General features: G+C 31.4%; 10 protein-coding genes and 3 pseudogenes. 8 read left to right on the top strand and 5 right to left on the bottom strand.

Annotated features, from left to right (window positions below; all coding sequences use genetic code 11):
* The first annotated feature begins 418 nt into the window (after window positions 1-418).
* Both AAGD20_RS06945 and AAGD20_RS06940 read left to right on the top strand, forming a co-directional pair.
* A complete protein-coding gene (locus AAGD20_RS06945) occupies window positions 419-1,117 on the top strand; it encodes an outer membrane protein (RefSeq protein ID WP_410520919.1) in 699 nt (232 codons plus the stop codon).
* Between the two features lie 90 nt (window positions 1,118-1,207).
* Window positions 1,208-2,776: pseudogene (locus AAGD20_RS06940) on the top strand (methyltransferase regulatory domain-containing protein); the annotation flags it as partial.
* A 639-nt stretch (window positions 2,777-3,415) separates the two neighbouring features.
* On the opposite strand, the pseudogene AAGD20_RS06935 reads toward AAGD20_RS06940, so the two are convergent.
* Window positions 3,416-6,393, bottom strand: a pseudogene (locus AAGD20_RS06935) (Tn3 family transposase).
* A gap of 200 nt (window positions 6,394-6,593) precedes the next feature.
* Window positions 6,594-7,232 (bottom strand): master DNA invertase Mpi family serine-type recombinase, encoded by a 639-nt coding sequence (locus AAGD20_RS06930; RefSeq protein WP_341748924.1) that lies wholly within the window; start codon window positions 7,230-7,232, stop codon window positions 6,594-6,596.
* A gap of 73 nt (window positions 7,233-7,305) precedes the next feature.
* Between AAGD20_RS06930 and AAGD20_RS06925 the strand changes: the two are divergent.
* A pseudogene (locus AAGD20_RS06925) lies at window positions 7,306-10,328 on the top strand (Tn3 family transposase).
* A gap of 1,274 nt (window positions 10,329-11,602) precedes the next feature.
* On the opposite strand, the gene AAGD20_RS06920 reads toward AAGD20_RS06925, so the two are convergent.
* Window positions 11,603-11,773 carry a hypothetical protein gene (locus tag AAGD20_RS06920; RefSeq protein ID WP_341748923.1) on the bottom strand — a complete coding sequence of 57 codons (171 nt, stop codon included), beginning with the start codon at window positions 11,771-11,773 and terminating at the stop codon, window positions 11,603-11,605.
* Between AAGD20_RS06920 and AAGD20_RS06915 the strand changes: the two genes are divergently transcribed.
* The 5 genes from AAGD20_RS06915 (at window position 11,757) to AAGD20_RS06895 (ending at window position 15,329) form a co-directional block, all read left to right on the top strand.
* The gene (locus AAGD20_RS06915; protein WP_341749484.1) at window positions 11,757-12,155 is read left to right on the top strand and encodes a DnaA N-terminal domain-containing protein; all 399 of its coding nucleotides are present in this window, start codon (window positions 11,757-11,759) and stop codon (window positions 12,153-12,155) included. The two genes, AAGD20_RS06920 and AAGD20_RS06915, sit on opposite strands and share 17 nt — an antisense overlap.
* Window positions 12,156-12,169: 14 nt before the next feature.
* A complete protein-coding gene (locus AAGD20_RS06910) occupies window positions 12,170-12,520 on the top strand; it encodes a hypothetical protein (protein WP_341748922.1) in 351 nt (116 codons plus the stop codon).
* A 287-nt stretch (window positions 12,521-12,807) separates the two neighbouring features.
* On the top strand, window positions 12,808-13,401 hold the full coding sequence (locus tag AAGD20_RS06905) for a recombinase family protein (RefSeq protein WP_094648749.1): 594 nt from the start codon (window positions 12,808-12,810) through the stop codon (window positions 13,399-13,401).
* A 30-nt stretch (window positions 13,402-13,431) separates the two neighbouring features.
* Window positions 13,432-14,379 (top strand): Rpn family recombination-promoting nuclease/putative transposase, encoded by a 948-nt coding sequence (locus AAGD20_RS06900; RefSeq protein WP_341748921.1) that lies wholly within the window; start codon window positions 13,432-13,434, stop codon window positions 14,377-14,379.
* A 341-nt stretch (window positions 14,380-14,720) separates the two neighbouring features.
* Window positions 14,721-15,329 (top strand): master DNA invertase Mpi family serine-type recombinase, encoded by a 609-nt coding sequence (locus AAGD20_RS06895; protein WP_341748920.1) that lies wholly within the window; start codon window positions 14,721-14,723, stop codon window positions 15,327-15,329.
* Between the two features lie 10 nt (window positions 15,330-15,339).
* On the opposite strand, the gene AAGD20_RS06890 is transcribed toward AAGD20_RS06895, so the two are convergent.
* The gene (locus AAGD20_RS06890) at window positions 15,340-17,280 is read right to left on the bottom strand and encodes a hypothetical protein (RefSeq protein ID WP_341748919.1); all 1,941 of its coding nucleotides are present in this window, start codon (window positions 17,278-17,280) and stop codon (window positions 15,340-15,342) included.
* A 369-nt stretch (window positions 17,281-17,649) separates the two neighbouring features.
* Window positions 17,650-20,316, bottom strand: coding sequence for a DNA mismatch repair protein MutS (mutS, locus tag AAGD20_RS06885; protein ID WP_341748918.1), 2,667 nt, complete (start codon window positions 20,314-20,316; stop codon window positions 17,650-17,652).
* Window positions 20,317-20,394 lie beyond the last annotated feature (78 nt).

Below are 20,394 nucleotides of genomic sequence, written 5' to 3'. Positions count from 1 at the left end.
TCATTCCCGCTTCTCCTTGTCATTCCCGCTTTGGTGCGGAATCTAGATACCTGCTTTCGCAGGGGTGACATTGGATCCCTTGTCATTCTTAGCAACGACGGAAATCTAAACCCATAGTACCTACAATTGGATTGCCACGACCACTATGTGGTCTCGCAATGACGTATATGCATCCCAAAAACGTCATTGCGAGGAGTGCGGAAACCGCACGACGAAGCAATCCATAATAATATACCATAAAATTTAGTGCCACTAATAACAAAAGATATTATTTTTTAAAAATTTTTAATAATATTAATCATATATTAACCTTATTTTCCATAATATATATTATAGAACTATCCGGCTAAAGCAATTACTATAGATTTACCCATTCTTTTCGCTAATAGATAAAAATCTTTTATATTGACCTATTTATATAGGCTCCTTGTTTTTTACCAATGCTCAGGCAGATGAGGTTAATCCTGAGGCTGATCAGAGATTTTTTTATATTGGGACAGAAGCCGGAATAGTACAGCCGGTGGTAAAAAAATTTCGCCATAGTTCCGGTAGTGATTTCACCTTAGAAAGCTCTAAAATGTATAGCGGTAAGATTGGTTACAGCTTTTATCCGCAAATGGCTATTGAGTTTTCAGCAACACATCATCCACAATACCGGCTAAATTATGTTTTACCCAAACAAGAGGTTTCCGGTTTAATTATACCACAAACTCCGGGTGCCACTAAGATAATTTCCAATTTATATATGCTTAATATTGTATATGATTTTGACAAAATTAAAGAAATGACTCCTTTTGTCATATTAGGTGCTGGAATTGCTCAGGTAAAAGTTAGTTCCGCTTCTTCTCGCTGGAAGTTAATGGATGTAGAATATTTTAGAATTAGAACCACTGATAGTAATTGTTTTGCTTGGCAAGTAGGTCTTGGGCTTTCTAAGGATTTATCTAGTAATTTTAGCGTTGATATAGCAGTAAAATTACAAGCTGCTCATTCCATAAAGATTAATTATGATACTTTGGATATGCAAACTCAGAAATTTATCCCAGCAATTCCTATCAAAAAAACCATAGGGGTTGGAGAATTTGGTATAGGATTTACTTATAAATTACCAATTTAATGTAAAAAGACTATTAGTACATGAAACTTTTTAGTATATAATACATCTAAATTTTAGTGTGGAGAACATATGACTGCTAATTTAGAGCTTGCCTCAACATCTCAGAATACATACGATGAACTGCCTTATGAGAGTTATTCGTATGCCTTAACATCTCCATACCATCTACAAACACTTGCTGTGTTATTTGGTATGCAATCACCAGCAGTTGAGACTGCAAGGGTTTTAGAGCTAGGGTGTGCGGCAGGAGGTAATTTAATACCTCATGCTGTCAATTATCCTAAAGCACATTTTGTTGGAGTTGATCTATCTAAAGTACAAATAGATGAAGCTAATAAACATAAAGAAGGATTAGAACTTAAAAATATAGAATTCCGACATTATTCTATTACGGATATTGATGAATCATTTGGTAAATTTGATTATATAATTTGTCATGGAGTAATCTCTTGGGTGCCAAAAATTGTCCAGGATAAGATTTTTGAGATAGGTAATAAAAATTTATCAGATAACGGCATCATGTATATTAGTTATAATACCCTACCCGGCTGGAATATGATTCGTACTATAAGAGATATGATGCTTTATCACTCAAATGCCTTTAATAACATTCAAGATAAAATTACTCAATCTAGGTTATTACTTGAATTCGTTAATGATAGTTTGGAATCTTCTAAATCGCCTTATTCTCAAGTATTACAAAATGAAGCTAGTTTACTTGCCAAACAAAATGACCATTATTTGCGTCATGACCATTTAGAAGAAGATAATGTACAATATTATTTTCATGAATTTATGGATGAGGCTAAAAAAAATAATTTACAGTATTTGTCTGATTGTAATATTTCCACCATGTATCTAGGAAATATGCCGGCAAAAGTGGTAGAGAAATTACAAGCAATAAATGATATTGTTAGAATAGAACAATATATGGACTTCATTACCAATCGTCGATTTAGGTCAACCTTACTTTGTCACAATAATATTAAATTAAACAGAGCTATCAAAAATGAGGATATTACTAAATTTAATATGACATTTAATATAGTGCCAGAAAAGCCTCTTGTTGATATAGACCTTAATTCATCTGAAGTCGCCAAGTTTTTTCATAATGGTAATAAGGATAATAATTTATCAACATCTTCTCCTTATATGAAAGCGATACTCTATACTTTCTCTGAGAATATCAATAATCCAATGAGTTTTGATAAAATTGCTGTTAGTAGTAATAAAAAACTGCAAGGAGCAAAACTGAATGAAATAAAGGCTGAATTTTTAGCTAATGCCATGAAGTTAGTGTTGCAAGGGTATATTAATATCACCTTACAGAATAATAGGAAAGAAGTAAATCTTGATAAACCTAAAGCATCAAAGCTTATTTCATATCAGGTAACTCATACATCTAATATGTGGGTAACAAACCAAAGATATGAAGTGGTAGCTATTAATCTTTTTGAGAAGTTTGCTCTACGATATATGAACGGTAATAATGACCACAAGCAAATCATTGAACTTGTTATGCAGCATGTTACTTCTGGTGAGATGACCTTAAGTCGAGATGGTAATAAAATAGAGAATATTGATGAAGTCAATAAAGAATTAACATCATTCTTGCCGCCTACATTAACTAAGTTTGTGGCTAATGCTTTGCTGGTTTAATTGTCATTGGACCTTTTGCATAAATTATCTTTAGGTTATGCAAGAGGTCTATTGAGTCCCTTGTCATTCTTAGCAATGGCGGGAATCTAAACTCCCTGCTTTCGCATGGGTGACAGCTGCCCTTGTGTCCACAACTGTTGAAAGTTAGAAGGTAAAGCGGGTTTTAGATAGGTTTTTTGTCATTGCGAGACCACGTAGTTGTCGTGGCAATCCATCTTTGGTTACTTTTATGGATTGCTTCGTCGACCTACGGTCTTTCTCGCTAATAGACGTTGACCACATACGACTTTTAAACTATCCGGTTTAAAACCGCTTCCTCTTCTAACTTTCAACAGTTGTGCCCTTGTGTCATTCTTAGGGGTTCTAGGGGGTAATCCCAGAAATTTTTGATTTAAGAAAAAACTGAATTTTTTCTTAAGATATAAAATTTTATGGTTATAATTCTGGTTCTGGATATTGACAATCACTGGAGCAAAAGATATGATTTCTAAGTTGAGGTTCTTTTTATCATTTATGAAATGATAATCATGGTTCTTATAGCTTTTTCCTTCTGCTTACAAGCAGTGTAGCTGTTTAACAAGTTTATTTTTACAGATGCTGAAGTTACAACATCTGCCGCAAGATCAATTGTGAGATGAATTAATAAGCCAAATCAATATTTTCTACAATTTTGTCTATATCAATGACGTTATATTGATTTTGAAAGGTATATTGACCAAGAAAGTGAATATGATGGTGCCAAGTAACTGGTGATATTTTCTTAATTACTGCCAAAAATCTTTTATTATTAGCAAGGTGATTGTATTTTTCGAGAACTGCAGATAGGATCATAGAGTTGTAGTAAATAATCGTATGAGCAACCAATCTACCGCATTGGTTACTGATTTCTACATCAATATCTGTTTTGCCGTATAATTGTTTTTTACCACCAACCTTTGCAATAGCAGCACGTAATTGATGATATGATTCAATACGATTCTGTGATTTATGAACAGTTTTTTGTAATTGTATATCCATTAAATATTTAAGGGTATAAATACTCCGTATTAATTTATCATACTCAAAAACTGCTTTACGTAGAGTATTTTCTGGGGGCAAGTGACATAATTTTTTTATTAAATTAGCTTGGTTCATTTCCTTAAGTGCCAAGGTAGCAACGAGCCTATCAATATTACTTTTTTGTGCAATAATACATTGTTGATCAATTTGAGCAATTGGCTTAATTAAGTAATCTGCGTATAGGTTAATATCATTAGTACAATAAAGGTTTTTTAGCTGAGCATTAAGGTTAGTAAATCTTGGTTTTAACTGTACTCCAAACCAATTAAGGATGGCAAAATTGGCTTTGTTTATGCTGTGCATATCGCCAGTAATGGCTTCTGGCATAATGTCTGAACTATTATTGTACCAAATATCAAAAACAAAATAACTCTCATGTTCATGGCTACCGATAAGTTTACACTGTAATGGAATGTGGTTGGCAAGGATAGTATATGCAGAAACTCCTTGACCGTCTCTTAAATATTTACGTGAATAACGTGCTTTAATATTGGGAGTATCTAGTTCAAATTTTTGTCCGTCTACACTACTATAAAGGACTTCTAAATCCAATGAATAATATGGGAAAATCTTTAGTCTAGAAATAGCATTAGACAGTAGATCACTAGCATTTCTCAATGTTGATAATCGTAAATATTGTTGGTATGTTGTTTCAAGTGTTTGGTAAGAAATATCACTAATTTGGGACATTCTGTAGTTACCATGATTAAATGCTTGAGCAAGAATTGTAGCTATTAATCTATCTTTATTACCTGTATCTTGTTTAGTATAACGTGGTTGTAATGGTACAAAAGCTGATAAGAAATTACAATCATTGTTTACAAAGTTTAATACATCATTAATTTCACAAAATGGCAATTGCCTGAAAAATTTGCTTTGAGATAGTTCATATTTATTGGCTTTAACTTTATTCCAATTAAGCTTTTGCTTGTTGTGATCATATTTCAAGTGAGCAAGACTGTCTTGTTTTAGATTTTTATTAAAAGATACCCATAGATTATGTAATTCCTTTGTTAAATTGTCTAATTGTTTGCCAATTGGTTGTTGTAACCATGGTATATTTAACTTATTTAAAATTTCTTCTTTCTGATCTATTGAAGCTAATTCATGATTAAAGCACTGGTGGTTGAGGCTGTTTTCAATATAAAGCCCACTTGTATTAATTTGTTTAGTAATTTGGCAATAAGTCCAGTATTCATAACGATTTCCATTAATGTTTTGGTTATCTTGACCATTATTTTCTACAAGATAGCGTTGCAAATGCTTAGGAATAGTATCATCAGGACATTTACTAAAAGGTTGTTCGGAAAGTTTTTGATTGTTTATAAATAGTTTTTGCAACCAATTGGCTGCTCGCAGCCATTGGTTATCTGGTGCTTCACTGGAAAAACTAAGTTTCATAAAGAGAGGACGTAAACTTTTTTTGTAACTTTTCTGAGCTTTATCAACTTCTTGCCATTTAAATTCTTTTTTACGATGAGGTCTATTAAGCATTTTTTGTCCAAGAACGAGAATATTTTCTTTGGACATAATTTTAAAAGCACGTTTACGTACTTTAGAGAATAGAGTTGAATCATCAAATTTCTCATCTACATATAATAATAGTAGATTGCCTATTTTTTCTTGCGAATCTGTTGTGTCATCTACAAAATGAGCTTTTACTTTATCTTTAATAGTTTTATCAAGTTTCTTGACATGGTAAGTAAAAGCTTCAATTAAATTATCATTTAATTGTTGATAGCGTTTTAGAATATAACACAAAAGATATAGATAATTTTGATTATACTTTAATTCACGTAAGTCTCGAATGGTATAATGGTTAGCAAGGTTAACGTAATTATCAATGTTATGCTTTGAAATATTTAATTTTGGTATCACATCTTTAGCTACGTTATATAAAGGTTCTAAAAGATTATGTTTATGCCGTTCTTTTAACATCATTTTAAAACCAAAATTTTTGGCATCTTGCTTTAAAGAAGCTAGTTTTGAAACTACATCATCACCTATCATAAAATTATCTAAACTTAGTTTGTGATCGTCAGTTAGTTCTCTATCTAATATATTACTTATACGCTTACGTTCATCGTTAAGAGTTTTACTAATTATAGTTTGTAGAGTAGTATATCCAGGACGTACTACCTTAAGATCATTTAAGAAAGATATTAGTTCACGTGCTATAAAATTAGGAGATATGTCGCGTTTTATTATTTGTGCTGCTTGTTCAGAAAGTATATAATGAAATTCCTTTATCCAAAGTTTATAGCCAAAGTAAACGCTAATTGCTTTACGTTGAATGTAGTACTCATAATAAATTGAATATCCTCTTGCAATATATCTTTCCACAAGATTTGGAAAAATATCTTTTTTGCTTTAAAATATCCAAGTTGTAATGCACAATAAATATTAATGTGAACATGATTACTTCTCATAATAATCAACATTTCATCATTAGAAAAACTAAAATATTTTCTTCGTTGGTTATCGTCAAAATCTGGTAATCCATAAAAAGCAAATTTTTCTGCTGTAGAGAGAATGGTTAAATTTTTATTTTGGATCATAGTAGTAGTGAATATTAATACATAAAAGATATATAAAATGACCATTTTATATAAATATATATTATATATATAAATGGCATTTATATTAGATAATATTTGTATATTATTAGTGATATAAGTGGTTTATTCTAACTTATACAAAAAATATATGATTTATGGGGTTCTAGGGGGTAATCCCAGAAATTTTTGATTATGATGGATCAGGTCTTATTTAAGAGTTTTCTGTTTTTTATAAATGCATCTGCTGTGAGTCGGTGAACTCCAAAAATTATTGCTATTGCAGAAATAGAGATGTCCTTACTCAGTAATTCTATAATAGTTAACTCTTTTCCTGTCAGTTTCGTATATTTAGATAGACTACCTTTTGGTCTCCCAAGTTTTATTCCTTCTGATTTTTTTCGAGCAAGAGCTTCTTTTGTTCTTTGAGAAATCATATTACGTTCTATTTCTGCTGAGAGACTAAATGCAAAAGCAAGAACCTTAGAATTGATATTATTACCCAATTCGTAACGTTCTTTTGTCGTAAATACTTTGATATTACGTTCCATACATTGGTGAAGGAAACTCATTACTTCCATTAGGTTACGTCCTAATCTTGATAATTCTGTAACGATCAACAAATCATTTGCTACCATATTATCAAGTAGAGTTCCTAATTTGCGTTCATTTACTTTTTTAGTTCCACTAATAGATTCTTCTACCCATTGACCAATATGAATTTTTTTCTCATCAATAAATTGCAAAATTTCATATTTTTGATTAGTTACAGTTTGTGTATCTGTACTAACACGAACATAAGCATAAATCATATATTTTTTGTATAAGTTAGAATAAACCACTTATATCACTAATAATATACAAATATTATCTAATATAAATGCCATTTATATATATAATATATATTTATATAAAATGGTCATTTTATATATCTTTTATGTATTAATATTCACTACTACTATGATCCAAAATAAAAATTTAACCATTCTCTCTACAGCAGAAAAATTTGCTTTTTATGGATTACCAGATTTTGACGATAACCAACGAAGAAAATATTTTAGTTTTTCTAATGATGAAATGTTGATTATTATGAGAAGTAATCATGTTCACATTAATATTTATTGTGCATTACAACTTGGATATTTTAAAGCAAAAAAGATATTTTTCCAAATCTTGTGGAAAGATATATTGCAAGAGGATATTCAATTTATTATGAGTACTACATTCAACGTAAAGCAATTAGCGTTTACTTTGGCTATAAACTTTGGATAAAGGAATTTCATTATATACTTTCTGAACAAGCAGCACAAATAATAAAACGCGACATATCTCCTAATTTTATAGCACGTGAACTAATATCTTTCTTAAATGATCTTAAGGTAGTACGTCCTGGATATACTACTCTACAAACTATAATTAGTAAAACTCTTAACGATGAACGTAAGCGTATAAGTAATATATTAGATAGAGAACTAACTGACGATCACAAACTAAGTTTAGATAATTTTATGATAGGTGATGATGTAGTTTCAAAACTAGCTTCTTTAAAGCAAGATGCCAAAAATTTTGGTTTTAAAATGATGTTAAAAGAACGGCATAAACATAATCTTTTAGAACCTTTATATAACGTAGCTAAAGATGTGATACCAAAATTAAATATTTCAAAGCATAACATTGATAATTACGTTAACCTTGCTAACCATTATACCATTCGAGACTTACGTGAATTAAAGTATAATCAAAATTATCTATATCTTTTGTGTTATATTCTAAAACGCTATCAACAATTAAATGATAATTTAATTGAAGCTTTTACTTACCATGTCAAGAAACTTGATAAAACTATTAAAGATAAAGTAAAAGCTCATTTTGTAGATGACACAACAGATTCGCAAGAAAAAATAGGCAATCTACTATTATTATATGTAGATGAGAAATTTGATGATTCAACTCTATTCTCTAAAGTACGTAAACGTGCTTTTAAAATTATGTCCAAAGAAAATATTCTCGTTCTTGGACAAAAAATGCTTAATAGACCTCATCGTAAAAAAGAATTTAAATGGCAAGAAGTTGATAAAGCTCAGAAAAGTTACAAAAAAAGTTTACGTCCTCTCTTTATGAAACTTAGTTTTTCCAGTGAAGCACCAGATAACCAATGGCTGCGAGCAGCCAATTGGTTGCAAAAACTATTTATAAACAATCAAAAACTTTCCGAACAACCTTTTAGTAAATGTCCTGATGATACTATTCCTAAGCATTTGCAACGCTATCTTGTAGAAAATAATGGTCAAGATAACCAAAACATTAATGGAAATCGTTATGAATACTGGACTTATTGCCAAATTACTAAACAAATTAATACAAGTGGGCTTTATATTGAAAACAGCCTCAACCACCAGTGCTTTAATCATGAATTAGCTTCAATAGATCAGAAAGAAGAAATTTTAAATAAGTTAAATATACCATGGTTACAACAACCAATTGGCAAACAATTAGACAATTTAACAAAGGAATTACATAATCTATGGGTATCTTTTAATAAAAATCTAAAACAAGACAGTCTTGCTCACTTGAAATATGATCACAACAAGCAAAAGCTTAATTGGAATAAAGTTAAAGCCAATAAATATGAACTATCTCAAAGCAAATTTTTCAGGCAATTGCCATTTTGTGAAATTAATGATGTATTAAACTTTGTAAACAATGATTGTAATTTCTTATCAGCTTTTGTACCATTACAACCACGTTATACTAAACAAGATACAGGTAATAAAGATAGATTAATAGCTACAATTCTTGCTCAAGCATTTAATCATGGTAACTACAGAATGTCCCAAATTAGTGATATTTCTTACCAAACACTTGAAACAACATACCAACAATATTTACGATTATCAACATTGAGAAATGCTAGTGATCTACTGTCTAATGCTATTTCTAGACTAAAGATTTTCCCATATTATTCATTGGATTTAGAAGTCCTTTATAGTAGTGTAGACGGACAAAAATTTGAACTAGATACTCCCAATATTAAAGCACGTTATTCACGTAAATATTTAAGAGACGGTCAAGGAGTTTCTGCATATACTATCCTTGCCAACCACATTCCATTACAGTGTAAACTTATCGGTAGCCATGAACATGAGAGTTATTTTGTTTTTGATATTTGGTACAATAATAGTTCAGACATTATGCCAGAAGCCATTACTGGCGATATGCACAGCATAAACAAAGCCAATTTTGCCATCCTTAATTGGTTTGGAGTACAGTTAAAACCAAGATTTACTAACCTTAATGCTCAGCTAAAAAACCTTTATTGTACTAATGATATTAACCTATACGCAGATTACTTAATTAAGCCAATTGCTCAAATTGATCAACAATGTATTATTGCACAAAAAAGTAATATTGATAGGCTCGTTGCTACCTTGGCACTTAAGGAAATGAACCAAGCTAATTTAATAAAAAAATTATGTCACTTGCCCCCAGAAAATACTCTACGTAAAGCAGTTTTTGAGTATGATAAATTAATACGGAGTATTTATACCCTTAAATATTTAATGGATATACAATTACAAAAAACTGTTCATAAATCACAGAATCGTATTGAATCATATCATCAATTACGTGCTGCTATTGCAAAGGTTGGTGGTAAAAAACAATTATACGGCAAAACAGATATTGATGTAGAAATCAGTAACCAATGCGGTAGATTGGTTGCTCATACGATTATTTACTACAACTCTATGATCCTATCTGCAGTTCTCGAAAAATACAATCACCTTGCTAATAATAAAAGATTTTTGGCAGTAATTAAGAAAATATCACCAGTTACTTGGCACCATCATATTCACTTTCTTGGTCAATATACCTTTCAAAATCAATATAACGTCATTGATATAGACAAAATTGTAGAAAATATTGATTTGGCTTATTAATTCATCTCACAATTGATCTTGCGGCAGATGTTGTAACTTCAGCATCTGTAAAAATAAACTTGTTAAACAGCTACACTGCTTGTAAGCAGAAGGAAAAAGCTATAAGAACCATGATTATCATTTCATAAATGATAAAAAGAACCTCAACTTAGAAATCATATCTTTTGCTCCAGTGATTGTCAATATCCAGAACCAGAATTATAACCATAAAATTTTATATCTTAAGAAAAAATTCAGTTTTTTCTTAAATCAAAAATTTCTGGGATTACCCCCTAGAACCCCTATTTGAAGAATTATAGAAGAAAACCGAACGTTTTTATCTAATTAACTACCATATTACTAGCTGATATAATTAACAATATTGTTAAATTATAATGTCAAATAATGTGAGCCGAAGGAAAGTATAGAATCGTCTAATTTGAGTCAGCTATTTTTGGCGGTCAATTAAAGTGAGCCAGATTGAATTTTAAAAGTCATTTAATTTGAGCCGGTTTTTACAATGAAAGCAAGCCAATGTCATTTCGAAAGCGAGCCACTACAATTAATCTTAGCCGAAAATGTTTCTTGATTGCTGGAATTTGCATTTATAATTGCTAGCCGATACAATTAATGATTGAGACTATTGTTCGTATAATACCTTATGGGGATTTTTCACACAGATCACGCCGATGAGTCCTCAAAATCAAGGAGTTTTCCCCTCCTTGATTTTTGATGAGTTTTAAGTAAAATCACTAACTAGTAGTCTTTCACTCAAGTGGAATCACGCAGAGGCATGTTCCTTCACCAGAACAAACAACTGAACCACCAAGTTCCTTACACTCATCGGTAGTTACTGTATAATAATGGTCTTTATTGTAGTCTTTATTCATAAAATCCTCCTATTTATTAAAATGTTAAATTGATAAGTTTTGTAAAAAATTATTTACAATAATAAAGATATCACTTTTTTATAAATAAGTACAATATTTTTTATAGAAAATATTATTTTTATAATATATAATATCCCCTAGGTATTGAAAGTTAGAAGGTAGAACTGGTTTTAGGATATTTTCATTGGTAAAAAAATAGATATAATTAATAATGAGAATTCTATGAATTAGGGTTAAATTACAGAAACGGGGCAAAAGCGAACTAGGAGTCGGAATTGCTGTTAATTTCTTCTCTGTTATAGAAAAATATCCTGCAATAATTTATCTTACTCAAATGCCTTATCCCTGCAGGATGATCATGTTTTACGCATTTATATTTTGGTATATCTAATCGTATAATAAGCATTATGCCGCTTTAAAATTAACCACTTCATTAAAAGAATAATCTTGATCATTTGTTGCTAATAAATTGCTAAAATCGTAAATTCCATGTAGGTTGACGTGTCTCCAGCTTAATATTGAAGCATTAGGAATATTCTCTAATAAGGTTTGTCTGGTGATGCTATCTGATCGCATAATTATTTTTGTAAGTGCTATATTCTTTATTTCTGCCCCTGGTTTTGAATGGTCTCCTATAGTCTATGAGAAAACAGCAATTGAAAAATGGAATAAAAAGAATATATCTATAGAAGAAGGAATAAAACTTGAGGAATTAGATAAAAGTTCAACATGGTATAAGGTTAGAAGAGAGCTAAAAAAGCAACTAGGAGAATTTGTTGATAAAGTTTGGTTTTCTAAATTGCGAGTAGAGGAAAATATAGATAAAAAAATACTAACTTTATATGCCCCGAGTAATTTTACAAGAGATTGGATTAATAATAAATATGGATATGTAGTTAGACAATTGTCAAAAGAACTAGGTTACCAAGAGGTTATAACTACCTTAAATAACCAATGACTAGCGGGGAAATTATGAATAAAGAACAAGTAGAGAAAAACTTACTGGAAGAAAGAGTAGAGAAGGTATTAGAAAAGTTGCATCTGGAAATTGACTTTGCATCAAAGTCGTTTGAGAACAAAAGCTTAGAATTTAACAATACGCTTAATAAATCAGTATCTAAGTTACAGGCTACACTAGAAGAAATCAAAAGTTTTGCTGAACAGAGCAAGATTCAACACCAAGAGCAAGAATCAGCACTACAATCCTATGCTCTGTTAAAAGAAATCGTCCCCCAAATAGCAAGTGAGGTTGAGAAAATCCATAGTGAGAAAGTGGAAGGAATTAACAAGAAATTTGAAAAGTTGCACGATATAATTTTCTGATAATGTTGTTGAGTCTAGTAATTCATCTATCACTAATACCATCACTAGTGATAATATTGATATAGATATACCTACACTTGGTGATAGTAATTCTCATCCCGAATGCTAAGTTTAAGTTTATACGATTACTTCTGAGTAATCGTGTAGTAGTGTAGTACAATTAAAGTAGAGTATTATTGTACTACACCAAGCCTACTAACAAGTGGTACAATTATAAGAAATATTAGACTTGTTTGTACTATTGTGGTACAATATTATTTTTTAAATAAAATTGTACCAGAGTTATTATGAAAATTGGATATGCAAGAGTAAGCAGTAATAATCAGGACTTAGAATTACAACAACAAGCATTAATTGAGGCGGGATGCCAAAAGATATTTAGCGAGTCAGCTAGTGGCAAAGATAATAATCGCACTGAGCTAATGATTATGATTGAATCATTGCGACCAAGTGATATTGTTATAGTTTATAAGATTGATCGGATTGCTAGATCTCTAAAAGGACTAATTGAGCTAATCGAACTACTAAATAACAAATCTGTTGAGCTTGTGTCCCTTGATTCAGGAGATAAAGTAGATACTACTTCGCCTATGGGGAGAGCATTTTTCCAAATAGCTGGAGTATTTGCTGAATTAGAACGTAGCATGATTAATAGCAGAACTAAAGCAGGAATTGCTAAGGCTAAGCTTAATGGAGTAAAATTTGGTAGAAGAGTTGGTAGTAGCAACAAAACAACTTTAGGCAAAATAGAAAAAATAAAGATTTTTCTGCAAGCTGGTAAAACTTATAGTTGGATTAGCAAGGAATTGTTTGTCAGTAAAAAAACAATATCTGATATTAAAAAATTGTTACAGAAAAATGACCGAGCGTTTAAAACATGAGCAAATCTGATAGATTAATAAGTTAGTAAAATGACAAAAAAGTTAAAGCATGATTCATTAGTCAAAACAATAATGGCTGATCCTGTAGCAGCCCAAGAATTTTTGGAATATTATTTGCCTAATGATTTTAAGAGTTTAGTAGATTTATCAAAAATAACAGTAGAAAAAGAAAGTTACATAGAAGAATCTTTAAACAAGAAATATAGTGATATAGTGTATGGAGTTGCTACCAAGAATCAGGGTAAGGCTTTTGTGTATGTGTTGATTGAGGCTCAGTCGAGCGTTGATTATTGGACAGCTCTACGATTATGGAAATACACATTGTTATTATGCGAAAGGCATAAGAAAGGAAGAAAGAAATTACCATTAGTATATAATTTAGTAATTTATAATGGTAAAGAAGTTTATACTGCCCCTAGGAATTTATGGAGTTTATTTACCGATGCAGTTATAGCCAAGAAAGTGATGACAGAAGATTATCAATTGGTCGATTTACAAAGCATGTCTGATGATGAAATAGTGAAGAAGAAGCATATTGGGATGTTAGAATATATGCTAAAACATATCCATCAACGAGATATGATAAAGCTTTGGGAAGAATTTCTGCAGAGATTTAAATTAGAGATATTAGTAGATAAGGAAAAAGGCTATATTTACATAAAATCGTTTTTATGGTACACTGACGCTAAGCTTCCTGAGGCAAAGCAATCAGAATTAGAGCAAGTACTAACCAAATATTTATCAGAAGAAGAACAAGGTGTTATTATGAGAACTGTTGCACAAAAATATATCGAAGAAGGTGAAGCCAGAGGTATCCATATAGGTAAAGCTGAAGGTAAAGCTGAGGGTAAAGCTGAGGGTGAAAAACAAAAAGCAATCTCTATAGCTAAAAATTTACTAAAGGCTGGTTTATCTGTTGACTTTATTACTCAATCCACCGGCTTGAGTCTATCGCAAATTGAGTCTTTATCCAAATAAGTGGAGAACGTTCAGTGAGGAGACCATTCAAAACTTTTTCGGTAATTCGATGACTTAAGGTTGTTTGCAACGTATAATGCTTATTATACGATTAGATATACCAAAATATAAATGCGTAAAACATGATCATCCTGCAGGGATAAGGCATTTGAGTAAGATAACTTATTGCAGGATATTTTTCTATAACAGAGAAGAAATTAACAGCAATTCCTACTCCTAGTTCGCTTTTGCCCCGTTTCTGTAATTTAACCCACTTTAGATTTTCCCAAACTTAACGTAGCTTCCAGTTAAAATCAAAAAATAACGGGGTTTCCCGTTACATCCCCTTATACAAAAAATATATGATTTATGCTTATGTTCGTGTTAGTACAGATACACAAACTGTAACTAATCAAAAATATGAAATTTTGCAATTTATTGATGAGAAAAAAATTCATATTGGTCAATGGGTAGAAGAATCTATTAGTGGAACTAAAAAAGTAAATGAACGCAAATTAGGAACTCTACTTGATAATATGGTAGCAAATGATTTGTTGATCGTTACAGAATTATCAAGATTAGGACGTAACCTAATGGAAGTAATGAGTTTCCTTCACCAATGTATGGAACGTAATATCAAAGTATTTACGACAAAAGAACGTTACGAATTGGGTAATAATATCAATTCTAAGGTTCTTGCTTTTGCATTTAGTCTCTCAGCAGAAATAGAACGTAATATGATTTCTCAAAGAACAAAAGAAGCTCTTGCTCGAAAAAAATCAGAAGGAATAAAACTTGGGAGACCAAAAGGTAGTCTATCTAAATATACGAAACTGACAGGAAAAGAGTTAACTATTATAGAATTACTGAGTAAGGACATCTCTATTTCTGCAATAGCAATAATTTTTGGAGTTCACCGACTCACAGCAGATGCATTTATAAAAAACAGAAAACTCTTAAATAAGACCTGATCCATCATAATCAAAAATTTCTGGGATTACCCCCTAGAACCCCTATATCTAAATCACTAATACTATTAAACAAATCACCTATTATCTGAGGAGTCTTTTTTATAACAGGATTGCTTGCTAAGAATTTATGACATTTTGTAGAATCTACTAATATTGTTGGTGGAACATCTATGTTTAATTTATATTGTATTATTTTTAGTTTACTTTCAACTAATTCTGGATTTTGTCTCATTAATGTTACCAACAGCTCCAGTTTCTCAGCAACTGGAATCTCCATAGTATCTATTAATGATTTAACAAGTCCCAAAGATTGGGGAATAGTTATTTTATGACCATCACCATATTCCATTTTATGGGTAGGATATCCTTGATTATAGTGACCATTTGTTTTGCCTAGGTATATTGTTGTTAGTGCTATCTTAGCTTTCTCGATTACGGTAGCAACATAGTCTTGATCACTTGGTGTAGGTTGATTTGCCACTAACGTCTTTTTCATGGTGTCACGCTTAGCACCATCAGACAAGCTAAGTAATTTTAATTTTATTGAATTTTGATAAACTTGATCCAATTTAGTTAATCCTGCCTGATATTCTTCTGCTTTTACTAGCAACTGTTGTTTATTTTCTATATTACCATAAGCTTTAAATAAATTATCAGTAATAAAATTCACTAATTTTACTGCTTCTGTTGTATGAACGGACTGTGTATCTCGTGCTAATGTCTTAAGCCTATCTTGTTTTTGCTCTGTATCTGGTACTGCACCGTGCTGAAAAAGAAACTGTTGCATCTCAGGATAGAAAAGATTATAAAAACTTAATAGTGAGTGTCCTTCATTGTCTCGTGAGTTTATAGCAAAGGGGTATTTTTCTGGAGAGTTTATTATATGTTGTATAAGGGGGGCGTTATTATACGGATTATACATTCTGGCTATTTCAAACACTATCTTTTTAATGCTTTCGGACGTAATATTACCACATTGTAGGAACTTCAAGAATAGCTCTTCAATATCCCCACTATCAGAGATGATAATATTAGTGTTTTTTATTACAGCTAATTTCTCTATTCCGCTATAAGATATATTATGGTTGCTTTTTAAATCGAGTTTAGTAATCTTCTCCGGGACACTTGCAACTATTTCATCTAGTACTGCATCAGTTATATCATTACACGACATATCTAGCTCGCTAAGATTCTGGAGGTTAGCTATTATTGCCTGCACACCTTCATCACCTATCTTATTACTCTTTATTGCAAGCTTCGTAAGGGGGAGTTTAACTACTTCAATTGCTCCTTTATCACCTAAGTTGTTATCAGATACATCGAGATCAAAAATATTCGGGATATTGTTGACTATTGCCGCCACCCCTTCAGAACCTATATTGTTCCTTGATATATCCAAGGTAGTAAGATTGCTGAGTTGAGCTAGTACCTCTGCCTCTTTAGGGCCTAAGTTGTTACCTGATATCTTAAGCTCATTAAGCTTAGTAAGCTTAGTGAGTTCACTAAGATTATTAAGCCTAGCAAGCTCAGTGAGTTCATCTATTTTAACTGCCCATTTATTACTTACTAATGAATTATATGATAGATTAAGAGCGACAAGGTTAGAAAGTGTACTTAGCTTAGCTGCCCCTTTAGTAGTTAATTGGTTGCATGATATATTAAGGGTAATAAGGTTAATGAGTTCAGCTATTTCAGCTGCATCATATAATTGGTTGGATGATATATCAAGAATAGTAATATTGCTCTCCTTTATTGGAGCTATCAACAATTTAATCTTAGCATTATCAATATTACAACCTTTTAGGTTAAGTGCTGTAATATGGGGGTTATTTTTTAGAAACGAACATAATTTTTCTAAATTATTAGGGTCATTTAATATTGTACTCTGGTGTTGAAGATGTAAATAATTACCATTCTTTACATAGTCTTTAAAATCTATTTCTATTTCCATTGCTATTACTTAATTAAAGTTAATTGTTCTAATGACATACAAATTCATATGCCGTATTGAACGGATTTTTGTTTTATGGTGTGTATTATATAGTATATAATTAATGTGGCAACTATTATTTTTATAATCTTAAAGTGAATTAGCTTGAATTGGCAACGTTTTAAGAAAATAAAGTAGAAAAGTTGTCATTGCGAGACCACGAAAGTAGGTCGTAGCAATCCATCTTTGGTTACTTTTATGGATTGCTTCGACCATTACATGGTCTCGCAATGACGTATATGCCCCCCAAACGTCATTGCGAGGAGTGCGGAAACCGCACGACGAAGCAATCCATATAGTCTTGGTGTATCTATACGTCATTATAGGCGTTTACTCAACAATCAATCCTTTTAACTTATAGACTAACTCTAAAGCTTGCTTAGGGGAGAGTTGATCAGGATCGATTGTATTAATTTCTTTTTCTAACTTATTGAATTTCATTTCTTTTTTACTTTCTACTGGCAAATTAAATAGACTTAAATTGTTTGATTCGGTATTTAATATATGCTTATTTTTGTACGTTGCACTTTTTTCTAATTTTGCTAAAATGTCATTCGCCCTAATTATAACAGATTTTGGTAGCCCCGCTAAGTAGGCTACATGAATTCCATAAGATTTATCAGCCGCCCCTTCGATAATATTATGCAAAAATAATATTTCTTTTCCTAATTCCTCAATAGCAACTGTATAATTTTTTAGGCTTGGCAAAAAATTACTCATACTGGTTAATTCATGATAATGCGTAGCAAATAAACATCGGCATTTGAGATTATCATGAATATATTCAAGCACTGACCAAGCAATTGATACGCCATCATATGTCGAAGTTCCACGCCCAACCTCATCTAGTATTACTAAGGAATTTTTAGTAGATTGTGCTAAAATAGCTGATGTCTCTAGCATTTCTACCATAAAAGTCGACTGTCCTGCCTGTAAATCGTCCCCTGCCCCTATTCTACTGAATATCTTGTCTACCACTCCTATCTTGGCACTTGTCGCTGGTACAAAACTACCAATTTGTGCTAATATGGCTATTAGGGCATTCTGCCGCAAAAAAGTACTTTTACCAGCCATATTAGGTCCAGTAATTAACCAAATTCTATTAGCTTCGGATAAAGTGCAATTATTGTCAATAAAGCTCTTTTTATCGGTTAATAGGCTTTGTTCAACAACTGGATGACGTCCCTTGATAACTTCAAAAGTTAAATCGTTCGTTAAAACTGGTCTAACATAATTATATTCATCGGCAATATAAGCAAAATTACAAAATACATCAAGCTGACTCAAAGAACAGCTAAGTAATCGCAGAAATACGGTATTATCAATAACTTGCTGGCATATTTTATTATATAATTCCAGTTCAAGACTAATTGCTAAACTTTTGCTATTAACCATATCGCTTTCTAATTTTTGTAATTCAATAGTAGTATATCGACTAGCATTAGAAGTTGTTTGACGATGAATAAATTTTGTGTCTACCATCTTATCACTATGTCTTAGGGTAATTTCAATAAACAACCCAAGCACATTATTATGTGATATTTTGAGAGTTTCAATGCCAGTATCAAGACGATATAGATTCTTTAGCTTCTCTATATGTGATTTGCCATTATTAATTAGATCATATAATTCTTGTAGTTTAGGGTGATAATGATGATTTATTATACCACCTTCATTAGTATTATTTGGTGCATCCTCTCTAATTGCCTGGTCTATTAAGGAATATAATTGTTCATTACCAGATAATGGTTTGATTAAGTTCTCTATATAATCTGGCAGATTTAGCCCGTAATGAGCAATAAATTCACCCTTTATTTCCAGTGCAGCATTTAACGTATATTTAATATTTAGCAAATCTCGTCCTGAGCCGCGATTCATCATAATTCTAGATAAACAACGTTCTAAATCTCCAGTTTTCTTGAGTAATTTTTTAATATTTCCTACTATGGCAATATTTTTATAAAAAAACTCTGTTATATTTTGTCGAGAATTTATTTGATCAATATCTATTAGTGGTGTAGATAAAAAGTGATATAATAGACGGCTGGCAGCTTTAGTAACGGTATGATCAATAGTAGCAAGGACACTGCCTTTGGTTTTTCCTAATAAATTACTGGTAATTTCCAAATTCCGCCGAGTTGCCGAATCAATTATCATAAAATTATGATAATTAACCAACCGAGGTAAAGGTAGAGAAGGTATATTTTGCTTTTGGGTCAAAGATAAATATTCTAAAACACTACCAATACTACTTATTTGACATTCAGATACTTCACCTATAGCTTTTAGATCATTAATTTTATAAAAATCTAAGATAATTTTATGACATTTCTTACTAGCAAAAAAACTATCAACTTGATATGAGATACGAAAATGCAATTGGTTATTAATATTACTAGCTAATTGATGCCCCCTCAAATTTTCACTAAGTAAAATCTCTTTCGGCTTAAGACGCGATAGTTCGTTGATAATCTCATTTTGCGGAATCTCAATAACTGAAATTTCCACAGTAGAAATATCTACGTAACAAATTGACGCTTTGTTTTTTAACAAAACTAAACTTGCCAAATAATTAGGCTCACAAACATCAATTAAAGATTCCTCAGTAATAGTACCTGAGGTGATGATACGCGTTACATCCCTATGTACTACAGCCTTATAACCATCACGTTTTTTTGCCTCTTCGGGTGTCTCTAATTGATCGCAAATAGCAACTTTGTAATTCTCTTCAATTAATTTATTCAAATAGGTCTCAAGAGCATGATGAGGGACACCACACATAGCAATCTCACAATCACCATTAGAACCTCTTTTAGTCAAAGCAATACCTAAAACTTGACTGGCAAGAATTGCATCCTCAAAAAACATTTCATAAAAATCACCCATCCTAAACAATAGAAGACAATCAAGATTAGCAAATTTGATGTCTAAATATTGTTGCATCATCTTGGTTGATTGAGCATAATTATATTTTTGGTGAAATTCTTCTAAAGTCATAACTACACATAATTATAAAAAATAAACAATAAAGACGATAGGATGTCTTGCAAATAGAACGAGAGGAGAAGTTGGGGA

It is taken from the genome of Candidatus Tisiphia endosymbiont of Sialis lutaria (assembly GCF_964026535.1).
Taxonomy (GTDB): Bacteria; Pseudomonadota; Alphaproteobacteria; order Rickettsiales; family Rickettsiaceae; genus Tisiphia.
This window is presented reverse-complemented; position numbering and strand designations above follow the sequence as displayed.

Excerpts from the sequence above, each read along its gene's own strand:
- AAGD20_RS06915 (WP_341749484.1), top strand. The coding sequence starts at position 11,757 with ATGCTATCTGATCGCATAATTATTTTTGTAAGTGCTATATTCTTTATT.
- AAGD20_RS06920 (WP_341748923.1), bottom strand. The coding sequence starts at position 11,773 with ATGCGATCAGATAGCATCACCAGACAAACCTTATTAGAGAATATTCCT.
- AAGD20_RS06910 (WP_341748922.1), top strand. The coding sequence starts at position 12,170 with ATGAATAAAGAACAAGTAGAGAAAAACTTACTGGAAGAAAGAGTAGAG.
- AAGD20_RS06905 (WP_094648749.1), top strand. The coding sequence starts at position 12,808 with ATGAAAATTGGATATGCAAGAGTAAGCAGTAATAATCAGGACTTAGAA.
- AAGD20_RS06900 (WP_341748921.1), top strand. The coding sequence starts at position 13,432 with ATGACAAAAAAGTTAAAGCATGATTCATTAGTCAAAACAATAATGGCT.
- AAGD20_RS06895 (WP_341748920.1), top strand. The coding sequence starts at position 14,721 with ATGATTTATGCTTATGTTCGTGTTAGTACAGATACACAAACTGTAACT.
- AAGD20_RS06890 (WP_341748919.1), bottom strand. The coding sequence starts at position 17,280 with ATGGAAATAGAAATAGATTTTAAAGACTATGTAAAGAATGGTAATTAT.
- mutS (WP_341748918.1), bottom strand. The coding sequence starts at position 20,316 with ATGACTTTAGAAGAATTTCACCAAAAATATAATTATGCTCAATCAACC.